At 44.1% G+C, this 22,998-nt stretch carries 23 protein-coding genes and 1 pseudogene; 22 read left to right on the top strand and 2 right to left on the bottom strand.

The window, feature by feature from the left end; genetic code table 11:
- Positions 1-9 precede the first annotated feature (9 nt).
- The 4 genes from FFM77_RS09565 to rpoC all read left to right on the top strand — a co-directional run bounded on the left by FFM77_RS09565 (position 10) and on the right by rpoC (position 11,111).
- The gene (locus FFM77_RS09565) at positions 10-2,523 is read left to right on the top strand and encodes an ATP-dependent Clp protease ATP-binding subunit (protein WP_137635543.1); all 2,514 of its coding nucleotides are present in this window, start codon (positions 10-12) and stop codon (positions 2,521-2,523) included.
- Between the two features lie 472 nt (positions 2,524-2,995).
- Positions 2,996-3,595 (top strand): TetR/AcrR family transcriptional regulator, encoded by a 600-nt coding sequence (locus FFM77_RS09560; RefSeq protein ID WP_137635542.1) that lies wholly within the window; start codon positions 2,996-2,998, stop codon positions 3,593-3,595.
- 236 nt (positions 3,596-3,831) lie between these two features.
- Positions 3,832-7,452 carry a DNA-directed RNA polymerase subunit beta gene (gene rpoB, locus FFM77_RS09555; protein WP_171001596.1) on the top strand — a complete coding sequence of 1,207 codons (3,621 nt, stop codon included), beginning with the start codon at positions 3,832-3,834 and terminating at the stop codon, positions 7,450-7,452.
- Positions 7,453-7,469: 17 nt separating this feature from the next.
- Entirely contained in the window at positions 7,470-11,111 is a 3,642-nt protein-coding gene (gene rpoC, locus FFM77_RS09550) for a DNA-directed RNA polymerase subunit beta' (RefSeq protein WP_137635540.1), read from the top strand.
- Positions 11,112-11,509: 398 nt separating this feature from the next.
- On the opposite strand, the gene FFM77_RS14255 is transcribed toward rpoC, so the two are convergent.
- Both FFM77_RS14255 and FFM77_RS14315 read right to left on the bottom strand, forming a co-directional pair.
- A complete protein-coding gene (locus tag FFM77_RS14255) occupies positions 11,510-11,932 on the bottom strand; it encodes a hypothetical protein (protein WP_263390727.1) in 423 nt (140 codons plus the stop codon).
- 48 nt (positions 11,933-11,980) lie between these two features.
- Positions 11,981-12,130 (bottom strand): annotated as a pseudogene (locus tag FFM77_RS14315) (prepilin peptidase); the annotation flags it as partial.
- A gap of 334 nt (positions 12,131-12,464) precedes the next feature.
- Here FFM77_RS14315 and rpsL point away from each other — a divergent pair.
- The 18 genes from rpsL to FFM77_RS09455 all read left to right on the top strand — a co-directional run bounded on the left by rpsL (position 12,465) and on the right by FFM77_RS09455 (position 22,975).
- Entirely contained in the window at positions 12,465-12,878 is a 414-nt protein-coding gene (gene rpsL, locus FFM77_RS09540; RefSeq protein ID WP_137635539.1) for a 30S ribosomal protein S12, read from the top strand.
- Positions 12,879-12,891: 13 nt separating this feature from the next.
- Positions 12,892-13,362, top strand: coding sequence for a 30S ribosomal protein S7 (gene rpsG, locus FFM77_RS09535; protein WP_137635538.1), 471 nt, complete (start codon positions 12,892-12,894; stop codon positions 13,360-13,362).
- Between the two features lie 142 nt (positions 13,363-13,504).
- The gene (fusA, locus tag FFM77_RS09530; protein WP_137635537.1) at positions 13,505-15,604 is read left to right on the top strand and encodes an elongation factor G; all 2,100 of its coding nucleotides are present in this window, start codon (positions 13,505-13,507) and stop codon (positions 15,602-15,604) included.
- 797 nt (positions 15,605-16,401) lie between these two features.
- On the top strand, positions 16,402-16,710 hold the full coding sequence (rpsJ, locus tag FFM77_RS09525; protein WP_137635536.1) for a 30S ribosomal protein S10: 309 nt from the start codon (positions 16,402-16,404) through the stop codon (positions 16,708-16,710).
- 33 nt (positions 16,711-16,743) lie between these two features.
- Positions 16,744-17,373 carry a 50S ribosomal protein L3 gene (rplC, locus tag FFM77_RS09520; RefSeq protein WP_137635535.1) on the top strand — a complete coding sequence of 210 codons (630 nt, stop codon included), beginning with the start codon at positions 16,744-16,746 and terminating at the stop codon, positions 17,371-17,373.
- Between the two features lie 18 nt (positions 17,374-17,391).
- On the top strand, positions 17,392-18,015 hold the full coding sequence (rplD, locus tag FFM77_RS09515; RefSeq protein WP_137635534.1) for a 50S ribosomal protein L4: 624 nt from the start codon (positions 17,392-17,394) through the stop codon (positions 18,013-18,015).
- A complete protein-coding gene (gene rplW, locus FFM77_RS09510) occupies positions 18,015-18,311 on the top strand; it encodes a 50S ribosomal protein L23 (protein ID WP_137635533.1) in 297 nt (98 codons plus the stop codon). The genes rplD and rplW overlap by 1 nt, the downstream gene beginning before the upstream one ends.
- A gap of 24 nt (positions 18,312-18,335) precedes the next feature.
- Positions 18,336-19,175, top strand: coding sequence for a 50S ribosomal protein L2 (rplB, locus tag FFM77_RS09505; RefSeq protein WP_137635532.1), 840 nt, complete (start codon positions 18,336-18,338; stop codon positions 19,173-19,175).
- A gap of 40 nt (positions 19,176-19,215) precedes the next feature.
- Complete coding sequence (gene rpsS / locus FFM77_RS09500) at positions 19,216-19,491, top strand: 30S ribosomal protein S19 (RefSeq protein ID WP_024624524.1); 276 nt, start codon at positions 19,216-19,218, stop codon at positions 19,489-19,491.
- A gap of 18 nt (positions 19,492-19,509) precedes the next feature.
- Complete coding sequence (gene rplV, locus FFM77_RS09495) at positions 19,510-19,857, top strand: 50S ribosomal protein L22 (RefSeq protein WP_137635531.1); 348 nt, start codon at positions 19,510-19,512, stop codon at positions 19,855-19,857.
- 12 nt (positions 19,858-19,869) lie between these two features.
- Positions 19,870-20,526 carry a 30S ribosomal protein S3 gene (gene rpsC, locus FFM77_RS09490; RefSeq protein WP_137635530.1) on the top strand — a complete coding sequence of 219 codons (657 nt, stop codon included), beginning with the start codon at positions 19,870-19,872 and terminating at the stop codon, positions 20,524-20,526.
- A 2-nt stretch (positions 20,527-20,528) separates the two neighbouring features.
- Positions 20,529-20,963 (top strand): 50S ribosomal protein L16, encoded by a 435-nt coding sequence (rplP, locus tag FFM77_RS09485; protein WP_137635529.1) that lies wholly within the window; start codon positions 20,529-20,531, stop codon positions 20,961-20,963.
- Positions 20,953-21,147 carry a 50S ribosomal protein L29 gene (gene rpmC, locus FFM77_RS09480; protein ID WP_003638068.1) on the top strand — a complete coding sequence of 65 codons (195 nt, stop codon included), beginning with the start codon at positions 20,953-20,955 and terminating at the stop codon, positions 21,145-21,147. The genes rplP and rpmC overlap by 11 nt, the downstream gene beginning before the upstream one ends.
- 22 nt (positions 21,148-21,169) lie before the next feature.
- Positions 21,170-21,439, top strand: coding sequence for a 30S ribosomal protein S17 (gene rpsQ / locus FFM77_RS09475; protein WP_137635528.1), 270 nt, complete (start codon positions 21,170-21,172; stop codon positions 21,437-21,439).
- 42 nt (positions 21,440-21,481) lie between these two features.
- Positions 21,482-21,850, top strand: coding sequence for a 50S ribosomal protein L14 (rplN, locus tag FFM77_RS09470; RefSeq protein WP_137635527.1), 369 nt, complete (start codon positions 21,482-21,484; stop codon positions 21,848-21,850).
- Between the two features lie 33 nt (positions 21,851-21,883).
- The gene (gene rplX, locus FFM77_RS09465) at positions 21,884-22,195 is read left to right on the top strand and encodes a 50S ribosomal protein L24 (protein ID WP_137635526.1); all 312 of its coding nucleotides are present in this window, start codon (positions 21,884-21,886) and stop codon (positions 22,193-22,195) included.
- Between the two features lie 31 nt (positions 22,196-22,226).
- On the top strand, positions 22,227-22,769 hold the full coding sequence (rplE, locus tag FFM77_RS09460; RefSeq protein WP_137606041.1) for a 50S ribosomal protein L5: 543 nt from the start codon (positions 22,227-22,229) through the stop codon (positions 22,767-22,769).
- Between the two features lie 20 nt (positions 22,770-22,789).
- The gene (locus FFM77_RS09455; RefSeq protein WP_137635525.1) at positions 22,790-22,975 is read left to right on the top strand and encodes a type Z 30S ribosomal protein S14; all 186 of its coding nucleotides are present in this window, start codon (positions 22,790-22,792) and stop codon (positions 22,973-22,975) included.
- The last annotated feature ends 23 nt before the right edge of the window (positions 22,976-22,998 follow it).

Here is a 22,998-nt window from a genome sequence, read left to right as displayed (position 1 = left end):
GGAAACGCAATGGATAACCTATTTACCCCCAGTGCCAAAAGTGTCTTAGTCTTGGCCCAAGAACAGGCCAAGTATTTTAAACATCAAGCCGTGGGCACGGAACATCTATTATTGGCTTTAGCCATTGAAAAGAATGGGATTGCTAATAAAGTTTTACAACAATACGCGGTGACGGAAGACGATATTCGTGAAGAAATCGAACGCTTTACTGGCTACGGGACTTTAAGCAATGTTGGTAAAGACACGTATTTGCCATATTCACCAAAAGCCAAGGAGATCTTATCTGTGGCGGGTGATGAAGCGAAGCGGTTAGGTGCCAATAAGATTGGGACCGAACATTTGCTGTTAGCCATGTTATCCGATGAGAGTATCCTTTCCTCGCGTATTTTAATGAACTTAAACTTAGATTTGGGTCAAACTCGCAAAGTTGTTTTACGCAAGTTGGGTGTCAGTGATGCCATGAACAAGCGTAAAGGTAATGGTCCGGCCCGTGGTGGCAATGGCAAGCGCACAGAAGGCACCCCAACTTTGGATTCATTAGCGCGTGATTTAACGCAATTAGCCAGTGAAAAACAAATGGATCCGGTTGTTGGTCGTGCTAAGGAAGTTAAGCGGGTCATTCAGATCTTGTCACGCCGGACGAAGAACAATCCGGTTTTAATCGGTGAACCCGGTGTTGGGAAGACAGCGATTGCGGAAGGGTTAGCCCAAAAGATTATCGCTGGCGATGTGCCAAGTGATATGGCTGACAAACGCTTAATGATGCTAGATATGGGGTCATTAGTTGCTGGAACCAAGTATCGTGGTGAATTTGAAGATCGCTTGAAGAAAGTGATCGACGAAATCTACAATGATGGGCATGTCATCTTATTTATTGATGAATTGCATACCTTAATTGGTGCTGGTGGTGCTGAAGGGGCGATTGATGCCTCCAATATCTTGAAGCCAGCGTTAGCACGTGGCGAACTCCAAACTATTGGGGCAACCACTTTAAATGAATACCAAAAGTATATTGAATCCGATGCCGCGTTAGAACGGCGGTTTGCCACTGTCATGGTTGATGAACCAACTAATGACGAAGCGGTTGAAATTTTAACCGGTTTACGGCCTCGCTATGAAGTCCATCATCATGTTAATATCACCGATGAAGCTGTTAGCCAAGCGGTAACCTTATCTAGTCGTTACATTAGCGACCGTTTCTTACCTGATAAGGCGATTGATTTAATGGATGAAGCCGCTGCGAAGGTTCGGATTGATCAGATGGACAAGCCAACCAAGCTGTCCAAGAACCGGGATAAGTTATCCACTTTGCGGCAACAAAAGGAAACAGCCATTGAGGATCAAGATTTCGAACAAGCGGCTGAAATCCGTAAACAAGAAATGAAACTCAAGCAACGGTTAGAGACCCAGCAAGCTAACCACGATGCAGAAGCCGCTGCTGGCGATGCGCCTAAGTATAGTCTAGAAGTGACTGGCGAAGATATCGCTCAAGTCGTTGCTGAATGGACTGGCGTACCGTTAACGCAATTGCAAAAATCTGAAAGCGAACGGTTAGTGAACTTGGAAAAGATTTTGCATGAACGAGTCGTTGGTCAACCAGAAGCCGTTTCAGCGGTAGCTCGCGCGATTCGACGGGCTCGGAGTGGGTTGAAAGATCCAAGTCGGCCAATCGGGTCCTTTATGTTTCTTGGACCGACTGGGGTTGGGAAGACCGAACTGGCGAAAGCGTTGGCTGAAGCGATGTTTGGTTCCGAAGACAACATGATTCGGATTGATATGTCTGAATACATGGAACGTTACTCAACCAGTCGTTTGATTGGTTCAGCGCCAGGCTATGTCGGCTATGACGAAGGGGGCCAATTAACAGAAAAGGTCCGTCAAAAGCCTTACTCTGTGGTCCTCTTCGATGAAGTTGAAAAAGCACACCCTGATGTCTTCAATATTTTATTGCAAGTCTTGGATGACGGTTACTTGACGGATTCAAAAGGCCGTAAAGTGGACTTCCGGAATACGATCTTAATCATGACGTCTAACTTAGGTGCGACGACCTTACGGGATGAAAAGTCTGTTGGGTTCGGTGCGGTTGATAAGGCTAATGATTACCAAGCTGTTTCAACCACGATTCGAGAAGAACTGCGGAAGGCTTTCCGTCCAGAATTCTTGAACCGGATTGACGAAACCATCGTCTTCCATTCCTTGAACCGTGAAGAACTCCACGAAATCGTGAAGTTGATGGCGCAAGAAATTGTTGACCGGGTTGCCCAACAAGGTATTAAGATTAAGATTACGCCAGCGGCAATTGACGTCGTAGCTAAAGCTGGTTTTGATCCAGAATACGGGGCACGGCCGATTCGGCGGGCCCTCCAAGCTGAAGTTGAAGATCGCTTAAGTGAATCCTTATTAACTGGTGAAATCAAAGTTGACGATCAAGTCACGATTGGTGCCAGCAAGGGTGTTATTACCATTAATGTTAAAAATCAACCAAGTTCGTCAGATGGTCGTTCGACCGTTTCTTCGAAATAAAGGTTAATCAGACTAAGTCCAATGTTGCCTAATGTGGTGACGTTGGACTTTTTTGTATTGATAGCTGTCGATGCTGGATAGGGTTATCAGTTGGTTATTGCTCAAAGCTGACGGCACGTCTGAGTATTTTAGAACCCAATCTCTCGGCTAAATGACTGAACTGAAAATAATTAATCGTTAATTTTTCAAGTTTTGCAAGTTAACGGCGGGCGGGCCAGAATTGGCTCAGTGGTGTCGTTTATCTTGGTCGGTGATTTTCCGACTTAGATAAAGCCCGGATCGGAAGACCGCACTTTTGGCTTCCAAACACGACCACCACGTTCCAGCCGATTCTGGACCAACCAGAGTGGCAATCTGATTCAACTACGTAAAGACCATATTTTATTTAGCCCATTCATCAAACACCCCCTCGCGCTCGTCGACAAAATGGTGTAAATTATACTAGGGAAACTTTGGAAGGAGGGTGATGTGCATGGTAACGCGTGCGGAACAGCTGGCGAAAACCCATCAGGCCATTTTAGATGCGGCTCGCGAGTTATTTTTAAAGCATGGCTATGCGGCGACAAGTACACGAGACATTGCCAAGGCCATCGGGATTACGCAGCCGGCTCTTTATCATCACTTTAAGGATAAGGAAGTCATTTTCCTAGCAGTCATTACCACGGTCGGCGATGAGGTTCGACAGGGGATTACCGATATCTTGACGCAGTCGCAGGAATCGCCGTTAGAACAATTGACAGAAGTTTCATTACTATTAACACACAAGCATCCGGCTGATGTGTTCACATTGATTCACACGAGTTTTAAAGAGTTATCACCAACGCATATGCGTGAATTAGGTGGCATCTTTATGAGTGACTATGTGCAACCATTACAGCGTTGCTTTGCGCAACCGGAGCTACACTTGCAGGATGGGGTGACCCCGGCGATGGCCGCTAACTTTTACTTAACGAGTTTGAGCCCGTTGTTCAATAGCTTCCATCGAATTGGTGATCCGCAAGCTGATGAGCGGACTCAGATTCAAACATTACTTAAGATGATTTTATTTGGCGTCGCGATTGACTCGAAATAACGAGGATAATTATTGACACTGAACTAGTTTAGTTGTATATTATAACTTGTCTGTAACCGTGAACTCGAACAAATGCGCAATCTATTGTCTGCGCGATTTGTTAATATAAATCCAAAAATAGCCAACTTAAATGACTATTTTTGGTTTTTTTATGCCCAAAATTCGGGTCAAACTGCATTTGTAACACAAATGTAATATTTGAATCGAAGTGGCGAGTCACGGAATAATAAGAAGGGGTGAACAACTTGGCCGGACATTTAGTTAAATACGGTAAACACCGTACCCGTAGAAGTTATGCGCGTATCAAGGAAGTTCTTGATTTGCCTAACTTGATCGAAATCCAAACCGATTCTTACCAATGGTTCTTGGATGAAGGTCTCCGGGAAATGTTTGAAGATATTTTGCCAATCGATGATTTTGCAGGGAAACTTTCACTTGAATTTGTCGACTATCAATTACTAGAACCAAAGTACACCGTCGATGAAGCCCGTGAACATGATGCGAACTATTCAGCACCATTACACGTGACTTTACGACTAACCAACCATGAAACTGGTGAAATTAAGTCACAAGACGTGTTCTTTGGCGACTTCCCATTAATGACCGAACAAGGGACGTTTATTATTAATGGTGCCGAACGGGTCATTGTTTCACAATTGGTTCGTTCACCCGGCGTTTACTTTAATGAAGAATTAGATAAAAATGGGCGTCCTAGCTATGGCACCACGGTTATTCCTAACCGAGGCGCTTGGTTAGAACTTGAAACGGATGCCAAGAGCATTTCATACGTTCGGATTGACCGGACGCGGAAGATTCCGTTGACCGAATTAGTTCGGGCTTTAGGCTTTGGTTCTGATGATGACATCATCGACATGTTGGGCGAAACTGACAGTTTGATGTTAACGTTGGAAAAAGATGTGCATAAGAATACCGACGATTCCCGTGTTGAAGAATCGTTAAAGGACATTTACGAACGACTACGTCCTGGTGAACCTAAGACTGCTGATAGCTCACGGAGTTTATTGACAGCGCGCTTCTTTGATCCAAAGCGTTATGATTTTGCCCCAGTTGGGCGTTACAAGGTGAACAAGAAGTTAAGTATGAAGACCCGCTTAATGGATCTAACCTTAGCTGAAACCTTAGCTGACCCTGATACTGGTGAAGTTATTGCGCAAAAGGGTGATGTGATTGACAAGAACGTCATGGCTAAGTTAGCACCATACTTGGAACGTGACGATTTCAAGACGATTACGTATACTCCTTCTGATGAAGCGGTTGTCACCAACCCAATGGTCTTACAAGTCGTTAAAGTCTATTCAGAAAACGATCCTGAAAAAGTCGTTAATGTGATTGGTAATGCCAACATTGATATCAAGTACAAGCATATCTTGCCAGCTGATATTATTTCGGCAATTAACTACTTCTTTGATTTGCGCGAAGGTATCGGCTCAACTGATGATATTGATCACTTGGGTAACCGGCGGATTCGTTCCGTTGGTGAATTGTTGCAAAACCAATTCCGGATCGGGTTATCCCGGATGGAACGGGTTGTTCGTGAACGGATGTCAATTCAAGACGCCGCAACCGTAACGCCACAACAATTGATTAATATTCGGCCAGTGGTCGCTTCAATCAAGGAATTCTTTGGGTCATCACAATTGTCTCAATTCATGGATCAAACCAACCCCTTAGGTGAATTAACGCATAAGCGGCGTTTATCAGCCTTAGGACCTGGTGGTTTGACTCGTGACCGGGCCGGTTATGAAGTTCGAGACGTGCACTATACCCATTATGGGCGGATGTGCCCAATCGAAACGCCTGAAGGTCCTAACATCGGGTTGATCAACAGTTTGTCATCATATGCCAAAGTTAACCGTTATGGGTTCATCGAAACGCCTTATCGTCGTGTCGATTGGACCACCCATAAGGTTACGAACAAGATTGACTACTTGGCGGCTGATGAAGAAGACCAATTTGTCATTGCCCAAGCGAACTCGCCATTAAATGACGATGGTTCCTTCGTTGAAGACACCGTTTTAGCTCGGGATAAGGAAGAAAACTTGGAAACGTCAATCGAAAATGTCGATTACATGGACGTTTCACCTAAACAAGTGGTTGCCGTTGCCACGGCATGTATTCCTTTCTTGGAAAACGATGACTCCAACCGGGCCTTGATGGGTGCCAACATGCAACGTCAGGCCGTGCCGTTAGTTGATCCACATGCCCCATTAATCGGGACTGGGATTGAATATAAGGCCGCCCATGACTCGGGGATCGCTTTGATCAACCGGCATGAAGGGACTGTTGAATACGTTGATGCTCGTGAAATCCGGGTTCGGCGTGACGATGGTTCACTTGATAACTATAAATTAATGAAGTTCCGTCGTTCAAACGGTGGTAAGAACTACAACCAACGGCCAATCGTCAAAGTTGGCGATCACGTTGATAACGACGAAGTCTTAGCCGATGGTCCAGCCATGGAAGGTGGGGAATTAGCTTTAGGGCAAAACCCATTAGTTGCCTTCATGACTTGGAACGGTTATAACTTCGAAGATGCCATCATTATTAATGAACGTTTGGTTCGTGAAGATGTCTACACGTCAATCCATATTGAAGAATATGAATCAGAAGCGCGTGACACCAAGCTCGGACCTGAAGAAATGACCCGTGAAATTCCTAACGTTGGGGAAGACGCTTTAAAGAACCTTGACGAAGATGGAATCATCCGCGTTGGTGCTGAAGTTAAAGACGGTGACATCTTAGTTGGTAAGGTAACGCCTAAAGGGGTTACTGAATTATCAGCTGAAGAACGTTTGTTACACGCTATCTTCGGTGAAAAAGCCCGCGAAGTTCGGGATACGTCACTGCGGGTTCCTCATGGTGGCGGCGGTATCATCCAGGATGTGAAGATCTTTACTCGTGAAAACGGGGATGAACTTTCACCTGGTGTCAACATGATGGTCCGCGTTTACATTGCACAAAAGCGGAAGATTCAAGTTGGTGACAAGATGGCCGGTCGTCATGGTAACAAGGGGACTGTTTCTATCGTTGTGCCACAAGAAGATATGCCATACATGCCAGATGGGACCCCAATTGATATCATGTTGAGCCCAATGGGTGTGCCTTCACGTATGAACATCGGACAAGTTTTGGAATTGCATTTAGGGATGGCTGCTCGTAAGTTAGGCATCCACATGGCCACACCAGTCTTTGATGGGGCTCGTGATTCTGATATTTGGAAGGCTGTTCGTGAAGCTGGTATTGATGAAGACGGTAAGTCGATTGTCTATGATGGTCGGACCGGTGAACCATTCGACAAACGAGTGGCTGTCGGGGTCATGCATTATATGAAGCTTAGTCACATGGTTGATGATAAGATCCATGCTCGTTCAATCGGACCATACTCCTTAGTTACACAACAACCACTTGGTGGGAAAGCGCAATTTGGGGGCCAACGTTTCGGTGAAATGGAAGTTTGGGCCTTGGAAGCTTATGGGGCTGCTTATACCTTGCAAGAAATCTTGACTTACAAGTCCGATGACGTGGTTGGTCGGGTTAAGACCTACGAAGCTATCGTTAAGGGCGAACCAATTCCTAAGCCAGGGGTTCCCGAATCATTCCGGGTCTTGGTTAAGGAATTACAAGCACTTGGCCTTGATATGAAGGTCTTGGATGCTGAAGACAAAGAAATCGAATTGCGGGATATGGACGATGACGATGATGATGTCGTTAACGTTGATGCTTTAAGCAAATTCCAGCAAGAAAAAGAACAAAAAGAAAAAGCCGCTGATCAAGCCGCTAAAGCTGAAAAGCCAGCTGCCGACGCAACGACTAACGCGCACCAAGATAATCAATAAAAAGGGAGGTCGGTCCTTTGATCGATGTCAACAAGTTTGAGAGCATGCAAATCGGTCTGGCATCCCCAGACAAGATTCGCAGCTGGTCATATGGCGAAGTTAAAAAGCCGGAAACCATTAACTATCGGACATTGAAACCTGAAAAAGACGGTCTGTTTGACGAACGGATTTTCGGTCCTACTAAGGATTGGGAATGTGCTTGTGGTAAATACAAACGGATCCGTTATAAGGGGATTGTCTGTGACCGTTGTGGGGTCGAAGTTACCCGTAGTAAAGTCCGTCGTGAACGGATGGGGCATATCGAACTCGCCGCACCAGTGACACATATCTGGTACTTCAAAGGGATTCCTAGCCGGATGGGCTTAGTCTTAGACATGAGCCCCCGTGCACTTGAAGAAATCATTTACTTCGCTTCATACGTGGTTATCGAACCTGGTAATACACCAATGGAAAAGAAGCAATTGCTTTCTGAACGGGAATACCGTGAAAAGAAAGCCCAATACGGCAACGAATTCGATGCTGAAATGGGTGCTGAAGCCATCAAACGGTTATTAAATGACGTGGATCTTGAAAAAGAAGCACGTGATTTAAAGGAAGCTTTGAAAGAAGCTTCTGGTCAAAAACGGACGCGGGCCGTCCGGCGTCTTGATATCATTGAAGCCTTCGTAACCTCTGGTAACGAACCGGCTTGGATGGTAATGGATGCTATTCCGGTCATTCCCCCGGACTTACGGCCAATGGTTCAATTGGAAGGTGGGCGTTTCGCCACTTCTGACTTGAACGATTTGTACCGTCGGGTTATTAACCGTAACAACCGGTTGAAGCGTTTATTAGACTTAAATGCGCCTGGAATTATCGTGCAAAACGAAAAACGGATGCTTCAAGAAGCCGTTGATGCTTTGATTGATAACGGTCGTCGTGGCCGTCCTGTTGCTGGGCCTGGTAATCGGCCATTGAAGTCCCTTTCACATATGTTAAAAGGGAAACAAGGTCGGTTCCGTCAAAACTTACTTGGTAAGCGGGTTGACTATTCTGGTCGTTCAGTTATCGATGTTGGCCCATTCTTGAAGATGAACCAAATGGGGTTACCACGTCCAATGGCGTTGGAACTCTTTAAGCCATTCATCATGAAAGAATTGGTTAAACGCGAATTAGCATCGAACATCAAGAATGCTAAGCGGAAGATCGAACGTGAAGATGACGATGTTTGGGGCGTCTTAGAAGATGTCATCAAAGAACATCCAGTGCTCTTAAACCGGGCCCCTACGCTTCACCGTTTAGGGATTCAAGCGTTCGAACCTGTCTTGGTTAGTGGTAAAGCGATGCGGTTACATCCATTGGCTTGTGAAGCTTACAATGCCGATTTCGATGGGGACCAAATGGCCATCCATTTACCTTTATCAGATGAAGCCCAAGCCGAAGCCCGCTTGCTGATGTTAGCGGCGCATCATATCTTGGCACCTAAGGATGGGAAGCCAGTGGTTACCCCATCTCAAGATATGGTTATCGGTAACTACTACTTGACGACTGAAGAAGTTGGTCGTGAAGGTGAAGGCATGATCTTTAAAGACTTGAACGAAGCTCAAAAAGCTTATCAAGCTGGTTATGTGCACATGCACAGCCGGGTTGGGATTCAAGTTTCATCAATGCCTGACAAGCCATTCACTGACGAACAACGGCAAACGGTCTTGGTAACGACGGTTGGTAAAGCAATCTTTAACAACATCTTACCTGGTAAATTTGCTTACTTGAACGAACCTACTAATGATAACTTGATTAATGGGACACCGGCCAAGTACTTCTTGAAGCCTGGTGAAGATATTCATCAATTCTTAGATGCGCAGGAGCTTATCATGCCATTTAAGAAAGGCTTCTTAGCCGACATTATCGCTGAAGTTTACAAACAATATCATGTGACGGCAACGTCACTCTTGCTTGACCGGATGAAGGACTTAGGGTACAACATTTCAACTAAGTCTGGTTTGACGGTTGGGGTTGCCGATATTACTGACTTGAAAGAAAAGCCAGCGATTATCGATGAAGCTCATAAGCAAGTTAACACAATTTCAAAACAATTCCGTCGTGGGTTAATTACCGATGACGAACGTTATGAACGGGTTATTGGTGTTTGGAACGACGCTAAGGATCAGATTCAACAGAAGCTGATCGATAGTTTCAGTCCAGACAACCCAATCTTCATGATGAGTGATTCTGGTGCGCGTGGTAACATTTCTAACTTTACTCAGTTAGCTGGGATGCGTGGTTTGATGGCCGCTCCTAATGGGAAGATCATGGAATTACCAATCCTGTCAAACTTCCGTGAAGGTTTGTCTGTCTTGGAAATGTTTATTTCAACCCATGGGGCTCGTAAAGGGATGACCGATACGGCCTTGAAGACTGCCAACTCTGGTTACTTGACTCGTCGACTTGTCGATGTGGCCCAAGATGTTATTGTGCGTGAAAAGGATTGTGGCACGGATCGCGGTTTGCGGATCGAAGCCATCATGGACGGCAACGAAGTCATCGAGCCATTGTATGACCGGATTCTTGGTCGTTACACGATGAAGACCGTCTTTGACCCTGAAACACATGAAGAAATTGTTGGCAACAACGTCATGATTGATGAAGAATTGGCTGCTAAGATTGTTGACGCCGGTGTTACCGAAGTCACCATTCGTTCTGCCTTTACTTGCAATACCAAGCATGGGGTTTGTGAACATTGTTATGGTCGTAACATGGCTACCGGTGACGAAGTTGAAGTCGGTGAAGCCGTTGGGACTGTGGCTGCACAATCAATCGGTGAACCTGGTACCCAATTAACCATGCGGACTTTCCATACTGGTGGGGTTGCCGGAGACGATATCACCCAAGGGTTACCTCGTGTTCAAGAAATTGTTGAGTCACGGAATCCTAAAGGGCGTGCCGAAATCACTGAAGTTACTGGGACAGTTGAATCAATCGAAGAAAACCCAGCTGAACGGACGAAGGAAGTTACGATTAAGGGTGAAACTGATACCCGGACGTATACCTTACCATTGACTGCTCGTATGGCAGTTAGTGAAGGAGACTTTATTCACCGTGGGGCTGCGTTGAACGTTGGGTCAATCGATCCTAAGCAATTAATTCAGGTTCGCGATGTCTTATCAACTGAAAACTACTTGCTCCGTGAAGTCCAACGGGTTTATCGGATGCAAGGGGTTGAAATTGGCGATAAGCACGTGGAAATCATGATTCGTCAAATGCTCCGTAAAGTTCGGATCATGGATCCAGGTGACACTGATGTCTTACCTGGGACCTTGATGGATATTGCTGACTTTAAGGATGAAAACTACAAAACGTTAATCGCTGGTGGAATTCCAGCAACGTCACGGCCAGTTATTCTTGGGATTACCAAGGCTGCCTTGGAAACGAACAGTTTCTTATCAGCGGCTTCATTCCAGGAAACAACTCGGGTCTTAACTGATGCGGCTATTCGTGGTAAGAACGATCCATTGATCGGTCTTAAGGAAAATGTCATCATTGGTAAGATTATTCCTGCTGGGACTGGGATGCCTAATTATCGGCATATCAAGCCTAAGGAAGTTGGCAACGTGGCTGATGGGGTTTACTCAATTAGCGACCTTGAAAAACAAATGCAAGAACAAGATGCTAGCAAGTAATTGCTAAGTATGTTGAAAAGGGCGACCAGTGATGGTCGTCCTTTTTGTGTCGTCATTAATGCTGTTTTGAATCTAAGGTTACCACTCTGGTTGGGCCAGCATTGGCTGGAACGTGGTGGCCGCGTTTTTGAGCCGAAGGGCGGTCTCAAAAGCCGGGCTTTGACTAAGTCGGAAACCCATCGACTAAGTCAAATGACACCACTGAGCCAATGCTGGCCCGCCCGACGTTAACTGAGTGCAAACTATTTTTTTAATTAGTGTTTGAGTTTAAAAAACGGGTGGGGATAAAATGGCAACTGGCAATTTACATTTCAAGTTAATACTATCTATGGTCATTGTGTTTTTTTGATGACTGTGCGGATAGAAGCTGAGTTATCGATAATCCAAATTGTATGAAGTCACACCAACTGTGTACACAGGATAAATCCCCAGGTTAAGAAGGGAACGAATGGCAGATGGGTACGTCGTCGATCCAGTAGTAAAATGACTAATGCGCCGACAGCAGCAATCGTCAGACTCGTTAAGACAACGGCTGGAGTTGCTAGCAAAGTCAGCATGATTAAGATATCCACATCACCCAGACCAAACTTGTGCGTGAATTTGGCGAGAAGATACAAACTTAGCAGTAAGCCAAGTAGCAGATAGAACGGTCCATTTAGTTGGGGTGGTTGTAGCCACAACCCAATGCTTGCTGGTAAGACTAAGGTCAGTGGATAGACACTAAAGGTTAAATAATCGGTGAGGCTGTTGAATAAGAGCACCCCGTAACCAAGCAGTAATGGGACTAAGCTCAAACTAACGGTTGGTAGGGTGACTGCCAACAGGGTGCCACATAGCAGTTCAACTAATGTGGAGCGTAAGTTGATGCGGTGATGACAATCCCAACAGCGGCCGCGTTGAAGTAGGACACCTATTAATGGCAGGAGTTGCCAAACCCGTAAGTTTTGTTTACAATAGGGACATTGTGATCGCGCGGTTGACTTAAAGACTGGTTGTTGATAACTGACGCGCTCGGCCATGCAAGTAATGAATGAGCCGAGACAAGCGCCGATACTAAAATAATAACTGATGAGTAGAAACAAAGTGAGACCACCTTTCTAAAGTTGCGCTAACTATTAGGTAACTACGCAAAGAAAACTTGATTTCATTTGTTGACACACCTAAAGCATCATGCTATTCTAGTAAAGGTGCTTTTTGCAGACAGATTCCTGTATAGGAATACAGACATGCTGACTGGTCGGCTCTAGCGCACAATATCGCCGCCATTCGGGCTTCTTTTTTATCAAAAAAAGAACCACCTGGATGTGTGGACTTAAAAACTCAGACATTTTTGGAAGGAGGACACTTTAGAACATGCCAACAATTAATCAATTGATTCGTAAAGGCCGTAAGTCTAAAGTATCAAAATCAAATGCCCCAGCGTTAAACTTCGGGTATAACAGTTACAAGAAGGTTGCAACTAAGAACCCAGCGCCACAAAAACGTGGGGTTGCGACTCGTGTCGGTACCATGACTCCAAAGAAGCCTAACTCAGCTTTGCGGAAGTACGCACGTGTTCGTTTATCTAACTTAATCGAAGTTACAGCTTACATTCCTGGTATTGGCCATAACCTCCAAGAACATAGTGTTGTTTTAATTCGTGGTGGTCGTGTAAAGGATTTACCTGGTGTACGTTACCATGTTATCCGTGGTACTTTGGATACTGCCGGTGTCGAAGATCGTCGCCAAGGCCGTTCCAAGTACGGTACTAAGAAGCCAAAAGAATAGGGAGGTAAGTTAAATGCCAAGAAAAGGACAACCAGCAAAGCGCGAAGTTTTGCCAGATCCAATGTACGATTCTAAGTTAGTAACGCGTTTAATTAACCACCTAATGTTAGATGGTAAACGCGGGACTGCATCAACTATCTTGTATGATGCGTTTGATCAAATTAAAGAACAAACTGGTAACGAACCTTTAGATGTCTTCGAAGAAGCAATGAAGAACGTTATGCCAGTACTTGAAGTTAAAGCTCGCCGTGTCGGTGGTTCTAACTATCAAGTTCCTATCGAAGTTCGTCCAGATCGTAAAACGACTTTGGGCCTTCGTTGGATCGTTCAATATGCACGTTTACGTGGCGAACATACCATGTCCGACCGGTTAGCTCGTGAAATCATGGATGCTGCCAACAATACTGGTGCCTCAGTTAAGAAGCGGGAAGATACTCACCGTATGGCTGAAGCCAACCGTGCCTTTGCGCATTATCGTTGGTAATATCTTCATGGTTTGGTTAAAGGGTTCCTTTGACTAAACGTAACAACAAGGTGGCTATTATATGTGAGCATATAGTAGTCATTTTTTTAAGAAAAGTTTTTGATAACTTCTATTTAATTTTGAGAGGAGAAACACTTTACTAATGGCTAATACAAGAGAATTTTCACTCGATAAGACTCGTAACATTGGTATTATGGCCCATATCGATGCTGGTAAGACTACCACTACCGAACGTATCTTGTACTACACAGGTAAAATCCATAAAATTGGTGAAACCCATGATGGTGCTTCACAAATGGACTGGATGGCCCAAGAACAAGAACGTGGGATTACCATTACCTCTGCTGCAACGACTGCACAGTGGAAAAACCACCGTATCAACATTATCGATACCCCAGGACACGTTGACTTCACGGTTGAAGTTGAACGGTCACTTCGGGTTTTGGATGGTGCGATTGCCGTCTTAGATGCTCAAGCTGGTGTTGAACCCCAAACTGAAACAGTTTGGCGTCAAGCATCAACGTATAACGTTCCTCGTGTCGTTTTCGTTAACAAGATGGATAAAATTGGTGCGGACTTCAAGTACTCTGTAAGCACGATCCATGATCGTTTACAAGCTAACGCTCATGCTATCCAATTACCAATTGGTGCCGAAGACAATTTCGAAGGGGTCATTGACTTAATCGAAATGAAAGCTGATCTTTATGATGAAGATAAGCTTGGTACGGAATGGGATACGGTTGACGTTCCTGATGAATACAAAGAAGAAGCCCAAGCTGCTCGTGATGATTTGATCGAAGCTTTAGCTGATATCGATGATGAAATCATGGAAAAATACCTTAGTGGTGAAGAAATTTCTAAAGAAGAAATCAAAGCCGCTATTCGTAAGGGTACCTTAGCACTTGAATTCTTCCCAGTTTTAGCTGGTTCAGCTTTCAAGAACAAGGGTGTTCAAATGTTGATGGACTCAGTTGTTGACTACTTACCATCACCACTTGATGTTAAGCCTTATAAAGCCACTGATCCTGAAACTGATGAAGATGTTGACTTGGTTGCCGGTGATGATAAGCCTTTCGCTGCCTTAGCATTTAAGGTTGCTACTGACCCATTCGTTGGTCGTTTGACTTTCATCCGAGTTTATCAAGGGACTTTGGAATCTGGTTCATATGTCTTGAACGCTACCAAAGACAAACGTGAACGTGTTGGTCGTTTACTTCAAATGCATTCTAACCAACGGAAAGAAATCCCAGAAGTCTTCTCTGGTGATATCGCCGCTGCGATTGGTTTGAAGAACACGACTACTGGGGACTCATTGACTTCCATTGAACATCCATATCATTTGGAATCAATGGAATTCCCTGATCCCGTTATCCAGGTTGCCGTTGAACCTAAGACTAAGGCTGACCAAGATAAGATGAACGTTGCCTTACAAAAGCTTTCTGAAGAAGATCCTACTTTCAAGGCTGAAACTAACCAAGAAACTGGTGAAACTTTAATTGCTGGGATGGGTGAATTACATTTGGACATCATCGTTGACCGGATGCGTCGTGAATTCAACGTTGAAGCAACTGTTGGTGCACCTCAAGTTTCTTATCGTGAAACCTTCACGAAAGCAACTAAGGTCCAAGGTAAGTTCGTTCACCAATCTGGTGGTAAAGGTCAATATGGGGATGTTTGGGTTGAATTTACACCTAACGAAGAAGGTAAAGGCTTCGAATTCGAAGATGCCATCGTCGGTGGGGTTGTTCCTCGTGAATACATTCCTTCAGTTGAACAAGGTTTGAAGGAAGCTATGGCCAACGGTGTGTTAGCTGGCTATCCATTGGTTGATGTTAAGGCAAAACTCTATGATGGGTCTTACCATGATGTCGATTCTAGTGAAGCAGCCTTCAAGATTGCCGCTTCATTAGCTTTACGGAATGCCACTAAGAGTGCTGGTCCTGTTATTTTGGAACCAATCATGAAGGTTGATATCGTGGCCCCAGAAGATTACTTAGGTGATGTTATGGGTCATGTTACCGCTCGTCGTGGGACAATCGAAGGGATGGAAGAACGTGGGAACGCTCAAGAAGTCCATGCCTTTGTACCGTTAGCTGAAATGTTCGGTTATGCAACGACTTTACGTTCTGCAACGCAAGGCCGTGGGACCTTCACAATGAGCTTTGATCATTACGAAAAGGTACCTAAGTCAGTTCAAGCTGATATTATCAAGAAAAATGGCGGCACTCCTGTCGAAGATTAATCTTGATTAAAAAGAAGATGTTGAGTCTTAGACTCAGCATCTTTTTTTGTATGCTCATTAGATAATGCTAGCTTAAAGACGGCTGAGTAGGGTCTCAGGCGTCTTTCGCTATCGCTTTAAAGTCAATTACTTCTATTATAATAGAGCGTATGGGTCGTTTGATGAGTGACTGAAAAACAGTAACGTTGAATTAAACTTGAGCCCCTACGCGAGTAAGATGACCTTGCAAACAAATTAAGGATGACAGTCGGCAGGGCAGGGGTATTAAAAAGCATGTGGGCGTTGCTTAACCGAATCACGCGGTATTTTAAAATTAAGATGTGGTTCTGCTTGCAACTCACGTTAAACGAGCGTATTATTGCAAATAACGTCGTGCGTTATGACAAACAGGAATGATTGAGCCAATTGGCAATGAGTTGCCACAGTAGGTCAGTGATTTTTAAAACGTATGCGTGAATCCATGCGTGCTAACCGCTAATCTAGAAATAAAAGTCTGAAAGGACTACTATTTCAATTGAATTTATGTTACATTTATTGGTGCTGGTTCAAAAAAGGTAACACGGTTTACAACGATGGTTCTAAAAAAGTGTGGAAACACTTGATATTACAAAGCTTTTCAGTTATTATAGATTGTGCTTGGTATTTAGAAGGGGAGTATTGTACCCCCCGGCATCAAGTAGTCGTAGTTAGCTTTGATGTGAAAGGTTGCGACACGCCCGGCCACATTGTCATGGGACGTGGCGGTAATTTTCACGGAGCTAGTCTTATTTTTAAAATAGACGAAGGAGGTCACAACAATGGCAAAGCAAAAAATTCGTATCCGTTTAAAGGCATACGAACACCGTATTCTTGATCAATCAGCTGATAAGATTGTCGAAACGGCAAAGAGAACTGGTGCTACTATTTCTGGTCCAATTCCCTTACCAACTGATCGGACGATTTACACGGTCCTACGTTCACCACATAAGTTTAAGGACTCACGTGAACAATTCGAAATGCGGACTCACAAGCGGTTAATCGATATCGTTAACCCAACGCCAAAGACAGTCGATTCATTAATGAAATTAGACTTGCCTAGCGGTGTAGATATTGAAATCAAGCTTTAATACAAAATATATCAATTAATTGGAGGTGTACTCATGACCACTAAAGGAATCTTAGGGAAAAAGGTAGGAATGACGCAAGTCTTCACTGAAGCCGGGGAATTAATCCCAGTGACAGTTATCGAAGTTCAACCTAACGTTGTGTTGCAAGTTAAGACCGTTGAAAATGACGGTTACGAAGCAATCCAATTAGGTACTGGCGATAAGCGTGAAGTCTTGACTAACAAACCTGCTCAAGGTCATGCAGCAAAAGCAAAAACGACTCCTAAGCGCTTCATTCGTGAAATTCGTAATGTTGAGCTTGGAGAATACACAGTAGGTGACGAACTCAAGGCTGATATCTTTGCAGCCGGAGACGCCGTTGACGTTACGGGTATCACTAAAGGTCATGGTTACCAAGGTAATATTCATAAAGACGGACAAAGTCGTGGACCAATGGCCCATGGGTCTCGTTACCATCGTCGCCCAGGTTCATTAGGTGCTATTATCAACCGGGTCTTCAAAGGTAAGAAATTACCAGGTCGGATGGGTAATCACCAACGGACAATGCAAAACTTGCAAGTTGTTCGGGCCGACGTTGAAAATAACGTATTGTTGATCAAAGGGAACGTTCCTGGCGTTAACAAATCATTCGTTACGATTAAAACATCTGTAAAGAGTAAATAAGGAAGGAGGACATAATACATGACTAGCGTAGCATTATTCAAACAAGACGGTACGCAAAATGGTGACGTCACCTTAAACGATGCCGTATTTGGTGTTGAACCAAACGAAAACGTCGTCTTTGACGCAATCTTGATGCAACGAGCATCATTACGCCAAGGGACACACGCAGTTAAGAACCGTAGTGCTCGTCGCGGTGGTGGTAAGAAACCATGGCGTCAAAAGGGTACCGGTCGTGCGCGTCAAGGTTCAATCCGTTCGCCACAATGGCGTAAAGGTGGGATTGTCTTCGGACCAACTCCACGTTCGTACAGCTACAAATTACCTAAGAAGGTTATGCGCTTAGCTTTGAAGTCCGTCCTTTCACAAAAAGTATTGGACAATAGCTTAGTCGCCGTTGAAACTTTAGCTTTCGACCAACCAAAGACTAAGGAATTTGCTAACGTATTAAATAACCTCAATGTGGATACTAAGACTTTGGTTTTAGTTGAAGCCGACAACGAAAAGGCTGCTTTGGCAGGTCGTAACTTACCAAATGTTAAGATCATCAAAGCTAATGGTGTGAACGTCTTAGATGTTGCTAACAGCGACAAATTAGTCGTTACCCAAAAAGCCCTCGATCAATTAGGGGAGGCGCTCGCATAATGGAAGCACGCGATGTAATTTTACGTCCTGTAATCACTGAAGCATCAATGGCTAACTTGGACGACAAGCGCTACACATTTGATGTGAACGTACAGGCGACAAAGACACAAGTTAAAAAAGCTATCGAAGAAATCTTCGATGTTAAAGTCGTTAAAGTCAACATTATGAACGTTAAAGGGAAACTTAAGCGTCAAGGTCGTTACGCTGGCTACACTAAGAAGCGTCGTAAGGCCGTTGTTACCTTAACTCCTGATTCAAACGAAATTAAATTGTTTAACGACAAAGATCAAGACTAAATCTATTTATAGGAGGTAACTCTAGTGGGTATTAAGAAGTATAAACCAACCACTAACGGCCGTCGTAATATGACTGCTTCAGATTTTGCTGAAATCACTAAGACAAAACCTGAAAAGTCATTATTAGACTCACAAAGTCATACAGCCGGTCGTAACAGTTATGGTCACATCACTGTTCGTCATCGTGGTGGCGGTCATAAACAACAATACCGTTTAGTTGACTTCAAGCGGATTAAAGATGAAGTTCCAGCTACGGTTAAAGCGATTGAATATGATCCTAATCGGACTGCTAACATTGCTTTAGTAGTTTACGGTGATGGGGTAAAATCATATATCTTAGCACCAAAAGGTTTGGAAGTTGGGATGCAAGTTCAATCTGGTGTCGAAGCTGATATCAAGGTTGGGAATGCCTTACCATTAGCTAACATTCCTGTTGGTACTGTTATTCACAATATCGAATTGAAGCCTGGTAAGGGTGGCCAATTAGCACGTTCTGCTGGTGCGTCTGCTCAATTACTTGGTAAGGAAGGCAAATATGCCATTGTGCGTTTGTCATCTGGTGAAGTTCGTTTAGTTCTCTTAACTGGCCGTGCTACTATTGGTACTGTTGGTAATGAACAACATGAATTGATCAATTCTGGTAAAGCCGGTCGTACGCGTTGGCAAGGTAAACGTCCAACGGTTCGTGGTTCTGTAATGAACCCTAACGATCACCCTCATGGTGGTGGTGAAGGTAAGGCTCCAATCGGTCATCCATCACCAATGTCGCCATGGGGTAAGAAAACCCTTGGGAAGAAGACTCGGAACAAGAAGGCTCGTTCAAACAAGCTTATCGTTCGTGGTCGTCGTCCAGGCAAACATTAATAGTCGAAATTCACTGTAACTCTCGAGAGGAGGTCACAAGATGGGTCGTAGTTTAAAGAAGGGACCTTTCGCAGATGCGCATTTATTGAAGAAAATCGATGCACAATCTGATTCTGACAAGAAATCTGTCATTAAGACGTGGTCACGTCGTTCAACAATTTTCCCTAGTTTCATTGGGTACACAATCGCTGTTTATGATGGTCGCAAGCATGTCCCAGTTTATATCCAAGACGATATGGTCGGTCATAAGTTAGGTGAATTTGTACCTACACGGACTTTCCATGGTCATGGTACAGACGATAAGACAACTAAGTAAAAGTTAGGAGGATAAAGAATGGCTGAACAAGTAACATCTGCACGCGCAACTGCAAAAACTGTTCGTATCGCCGCTCGTAAGGTCCGCCTAGTTGTCGATCTTATCAGAGGTAAAAGCGTTGCCGAAGCATTAGCAATCTTAAAGTTCACTCCACGGGGTGGATCACCAGTAGTTGAAAAAGTACTACTTTCAGCAGTTGCCAACGCTGAAAACAACTTTGACTTAGATCGTGAAGATTTGGTCGTTAGCGAAGCTTTTGTTAACGAAGGACCAACCTTAAAACGGTTCCGTCCACGGGCAAAAGGTTCTGCTTCACCAATCAACAAGCGGACTAGCCACATTACGATCACAGTTACTGAAAAATAGGAGGGATAACGCGTGGGTCAAAAAGTAAATCCAACCGGATTACGTGTAGGAATCATTCGCGACTGGGAAGCAAAATGGTATGCTGAAAAAGATTTTGCAACTTACTTAAACGAAGATTTACGTATCCGTAAGTATATTGAAAAACGACTTGCCGACGCTTCCGTCTCCACCGTTGAAATCGAACGCGCTGCAAATCGCGTAAACATTTCAATCCATACCGCTAAACCAGGGATGGTTATTGGTAAGGGTGGTTCTGAAGTTGAAGCACTTCGTAAAGAATTAAATGAATTAACTGGTAAGCGAGTACACATCAACATCATCGAAATCAAGAAACCTGATTTAGATGCTAAATTAGTTGGTGAAAGTATTGCACGTCAATTGGAAGGCCGTGTTGCTTTCCGTCGTGCCATGCGTGGTGCTATGCAACGTACAATGCGTTCAGGCGCTAAGGGTATTAAGACACAAGTTGCTGGCCGTTTAAATGGGGCCGACATGTCACGTGTTGAAACTTACTCAGACGGTACGGTTCCATTGCATACGTTACGGGCTGACATTGATTACGCTTGGGTAGAAGCTACTACCACGTATGGTCAACTTGGCGTTAAGACATGGATCTACCGTGGCGAAATCTTGCCAGAAAAGAAATCTGCAGATAAAGGAGGAAAATAAGCATGCTAGTACCTAAACGGGTAAAATTCCGTCGTGTTCATCGTGGTAAAATGCGCGGTGAAGCCAAAGGCGGTAAGTCAGTTGCTTTCGGTGAATATGGTTTACAAACACTGGAATCACACTGGATCAGTAACCGGCAGATCGAAGCTGCTCGTGTTGCTATGAACCGTTACATGAAGCGTGGCGGTAAAGTATGGATCAAAATTTTCCCTCACAAGTCCTACACTGAAAAAGGTGTCGGCGTGCGGATGGGTAATGGGAAAGGTACTCCTGCAGGTTGGGTTGCCCCAGTAAAACGTAACAAGGTTATGTTTGAAGTCGGTGGCGTTTCTGAAGAAGTTGCTCGCGAAGCTTTACGCTTAGCCGGCACGAAGTTACCTGTAAGAACGAAGATTATTAAGCGCGAGGAAGTAGGTGGCGAATCAGATGAAGGCTAAGGAAATTAAAGCATTGTCCACTACTGAAATGCTCGAAAAAGAAAAGTCTTACAAAGACGAACTTTTCAACTTGCGTTTTCAATTGGCCACTGGTCAGCTCGAAAACACCGCTCGTTTAAAGCAAGTTCGTAAGAATATCGCACGTATTAAAACTGCGTTGCGTGAACAAGAGTTAAACAAGTAGAGTATAAAGGAGGCAATCTCGAATGAGTGAAGATACTCGTAACAGCCGCAAGGTTATCCAAGGACGCGTTGTTTCAGATAAGATGGATAAGACCATCGTCGTTGTTCGTGAAACATACAAGAATCATCCTGTTTACGGCAAACGTGTTCGTTATTCAAAGAAATACAAGGCTCATGATGAAAATAATGAAGCCCATATTGGCGATATCGTCCGGATCATGGAAACTCGTCCTTTATCAGCTACAAAGCGTTTCCGCTTACTTGACGTCGTTCAAAAAGCTGTTATTATCTAGTTTATTAGCTGATTAATATTAAATGAAGGGAGGACACTTACTGTGATCCAACAAGAAAGTCGTTTAAAAGTTGCTGACAACTCCGGTGCCCGTGAAATCCTAACTATTAAAGTTTTAGGTGGATCTGGTCGTAAAACTGCGAACATTGGTGATATCATCGTTGCTACTGTCAAACAAGCAACACCCGGTGGTGTTGTCAAAGCTCATGATGTTGTTAAGGCCGTAATCGTTCGGACTAAATCTGGTATGCACCGTGCTGACGGTTCATATATCAAATTCGATGAAAATGCTGCGGTTATTATCCGTGATGACAAGACCCCTCAAGGTACTCGTATCTTTGGCCCGGTCGCTCGTGAATTACGTGATAAAGACTTCATGCGTATCGTTTCATTAGCTCCAGAAGTTCTGTAGTCACACACCGTAAATAAGGAGGTGCGCAACCTAATGTTGATTAAAACTGGTGATAAAGTTCGTGTAATCAGCGGTAAGGATCGTGGTCAAGAAGGTACCATTAAAAAGGTTATCTCTGCCAAGAACCGTGTCGTTGTTGAAGGTGTTAACAAGATCAAAAAACACCAAAAACCTACGAACGTTAACCCTCAAGGCGGTATCGTTGATGTCGAAGCACCAATCGATGCTTCCAACGTTATGTTCCTTGACCCATCAACCAACGAACCTACTCGTTTAGGTGTCCGTCGTGAAGATGGCAAGCGTGTCCGCTTCGCAAAGAAGTCCGGCAACGCTTTAGAAAACTAATATTACTGACTGAAAGGAGGAAGCAAGTTTCATGGAAAACCGTTTAAAAGCTCAATATGAAAAAGAAATCGTCCCAGCATTAGTGGATAAGTTTAATTACACTTCAGTAATGCAAGTACCTAAGATGGCTAAGATTGTTTTAAACATGGGTGTTGGTGATGCAGTTACTAACGCTAAGAACTTAGACGAAGCAGTTGAAGAATTGACTTTGATCTCCGGCCAAAAACCTTTGGTTACGCGAGCAAAGAAATCTATCGCTGGTTTCCGTCTTCGTGAAGGTATGGCAATCGGTGCCAAAGTCGACTTACGTGGTGAACGTATGTATGACTTCTTAGACAAGTTGATCAACGTTTCATTACCACGTGTTCGTGATTTCCATGGTGTAAGTACTCGTTCATTTGATGGTCGCGGTAACTACACATTGGGTGTCCGTGAACAATTGATCTTCCCAGAAATCAACTATGATAATGTTAACCGTGTCCGCGGTTTGGACATTGTAATTGTTACGACAGCTGATAGTGATGAAGAATCACGTGAGTTGTTGACTCAATTTGGCATGCCATTTGCTAAATAACCGAAGGGGGTTAATCGAAGTTGGCTAAAAAATCACTTATTGTTAAACAACAACGTGGTGCGAAGTTTGCTGTTCAAAACTATACTCGTTGCGAACGTTGTGGTCGTCCACATTCAGTTTACCGTAAATTCCACTTGTGCCGTATCTGTTTACGCGAACTGGCCCACAAAGGTCAAATCCCTGGCATGAAAAAGGCCAGCTGGTAAAAACGAACCCAAGTTAAAGGAGG

Source organism: Lactiplantibacillus songbeiensis, assembly GCF_005405125.1.
Lineage (GTDB): Bacteria > Bacillota > Bacilli > Lactobacillales > Lactobacillaceae > Lactiplantibacillus > Lactiplantibacillus songbeiensis.
Note: the sequence above shows the minus strand (reverse complement) of the source record. Positions and strands in the feature narration are given on the sequence as shown.

Bases quoted from the DNA above. Each gene is read 5' to 3' on its own strand.
- rplX (WP_137635526.1), top strand. From the start codon at position 21,884: ATGTTGATTAAAACTGGTGATAAAGTTCGTGTAATCAGCGGTAAGGAT.
- rpsJ (WP_137635536.1), top strand. From the start codon at position 16,402: ATGGCAAAGCAAAAAATTCGTATCCGTTTAAAGGCATACGAACACCGT.
- rplW (WP_137635533.1), top strand. From the start codon at position 18,015: ATGGAAGCACGCGATGTAATTTTACGTCCTGTAATCACTGAAGCATCA.
- rplE (WP_137606041.1), top strand. From the start codon at position 22,227: ATGGAAAACCGTTTAAAAGCTCAATATGAAAAAGAAATCGTCCCAGCA.
- rplV (WP_137635531.1), top strand. From the start codon at position 19,510: ATGGCTGAACAAGTAACATCTGCACGCGCAACTGCAAAAACTGTTCGT.
- rpsG (WP_137635538.1), top strand. From the start codon at position 12,892: ATGCCAAGAAAAGGACAACCAGCAAAGCGCGAAGTTTTGCCAGATCCA.
- FFM77_RS09560 (WP_137635542.1), top strand. From the start codon at position 2,996: ATGGTAACGCGTGCGGAACAGCTGGCGAAAACCCATCAGGCCATTTTA.
- rpsQ (WP_137635528.1), top strand. From the start codon at position 21,170: ATGAGTGAAGATACTCGTAACAGCCGCAAGGTTATCCAAGGACGCGTT.
- fusA (WP_137635537.1), top strand. From the start codon at position 13,505: ATGGCTAATACAAGAGAATTTTCACTCGATAAGACTCGTAACATTGGT.
- rpsL (WP_137635539.1), top strand. From the start codon at position 12,465: ATGCCAACAATTAATCAATTGATTCGTAAAGGCCGTAAGTCTAAAGTA.
- rplD (WP_137635534.1), top strand. From the start codon at position 17,392: ATGACTAGCGTAGCATTATTCAAACAAGACGGTACGCAAAATGGTGAC.
- rpsS (WP_024624524.1), top strand. From the start codon at position 19,216: ATGGGTCGTAGTTTAAAGAAGGGACCTTTCGCAGATGCGCATTTATTG.
- rplP (WP_137635529.1), top strand. From the start codon at position 20,529: ATGCTAGTACCTAAACGGGTAAAATTCCGTCGTGTTCATCGTGGTAAA.
- rpmC (WP_003638068.1), top strand. From the start codon at position 20,953: ATGAAGGCTAAGGAAATTAAAGCATTGTCCACTACTGAAATGCTCGAA.
- FFM77_RS09565 (WP_137635543.1), top strand. From the start codon at position 10: ATGGATAACCTATTTACCCCCAGTGCCAAAAGTGTCTTAGTCTTGGCC.
- rplC (WP_137635535.1), top strand. From the start codon at position 16,744: ATGACCACTAAAGGAATCTTAGGGAAAAAGGTAGGAATGACGCAAGTC.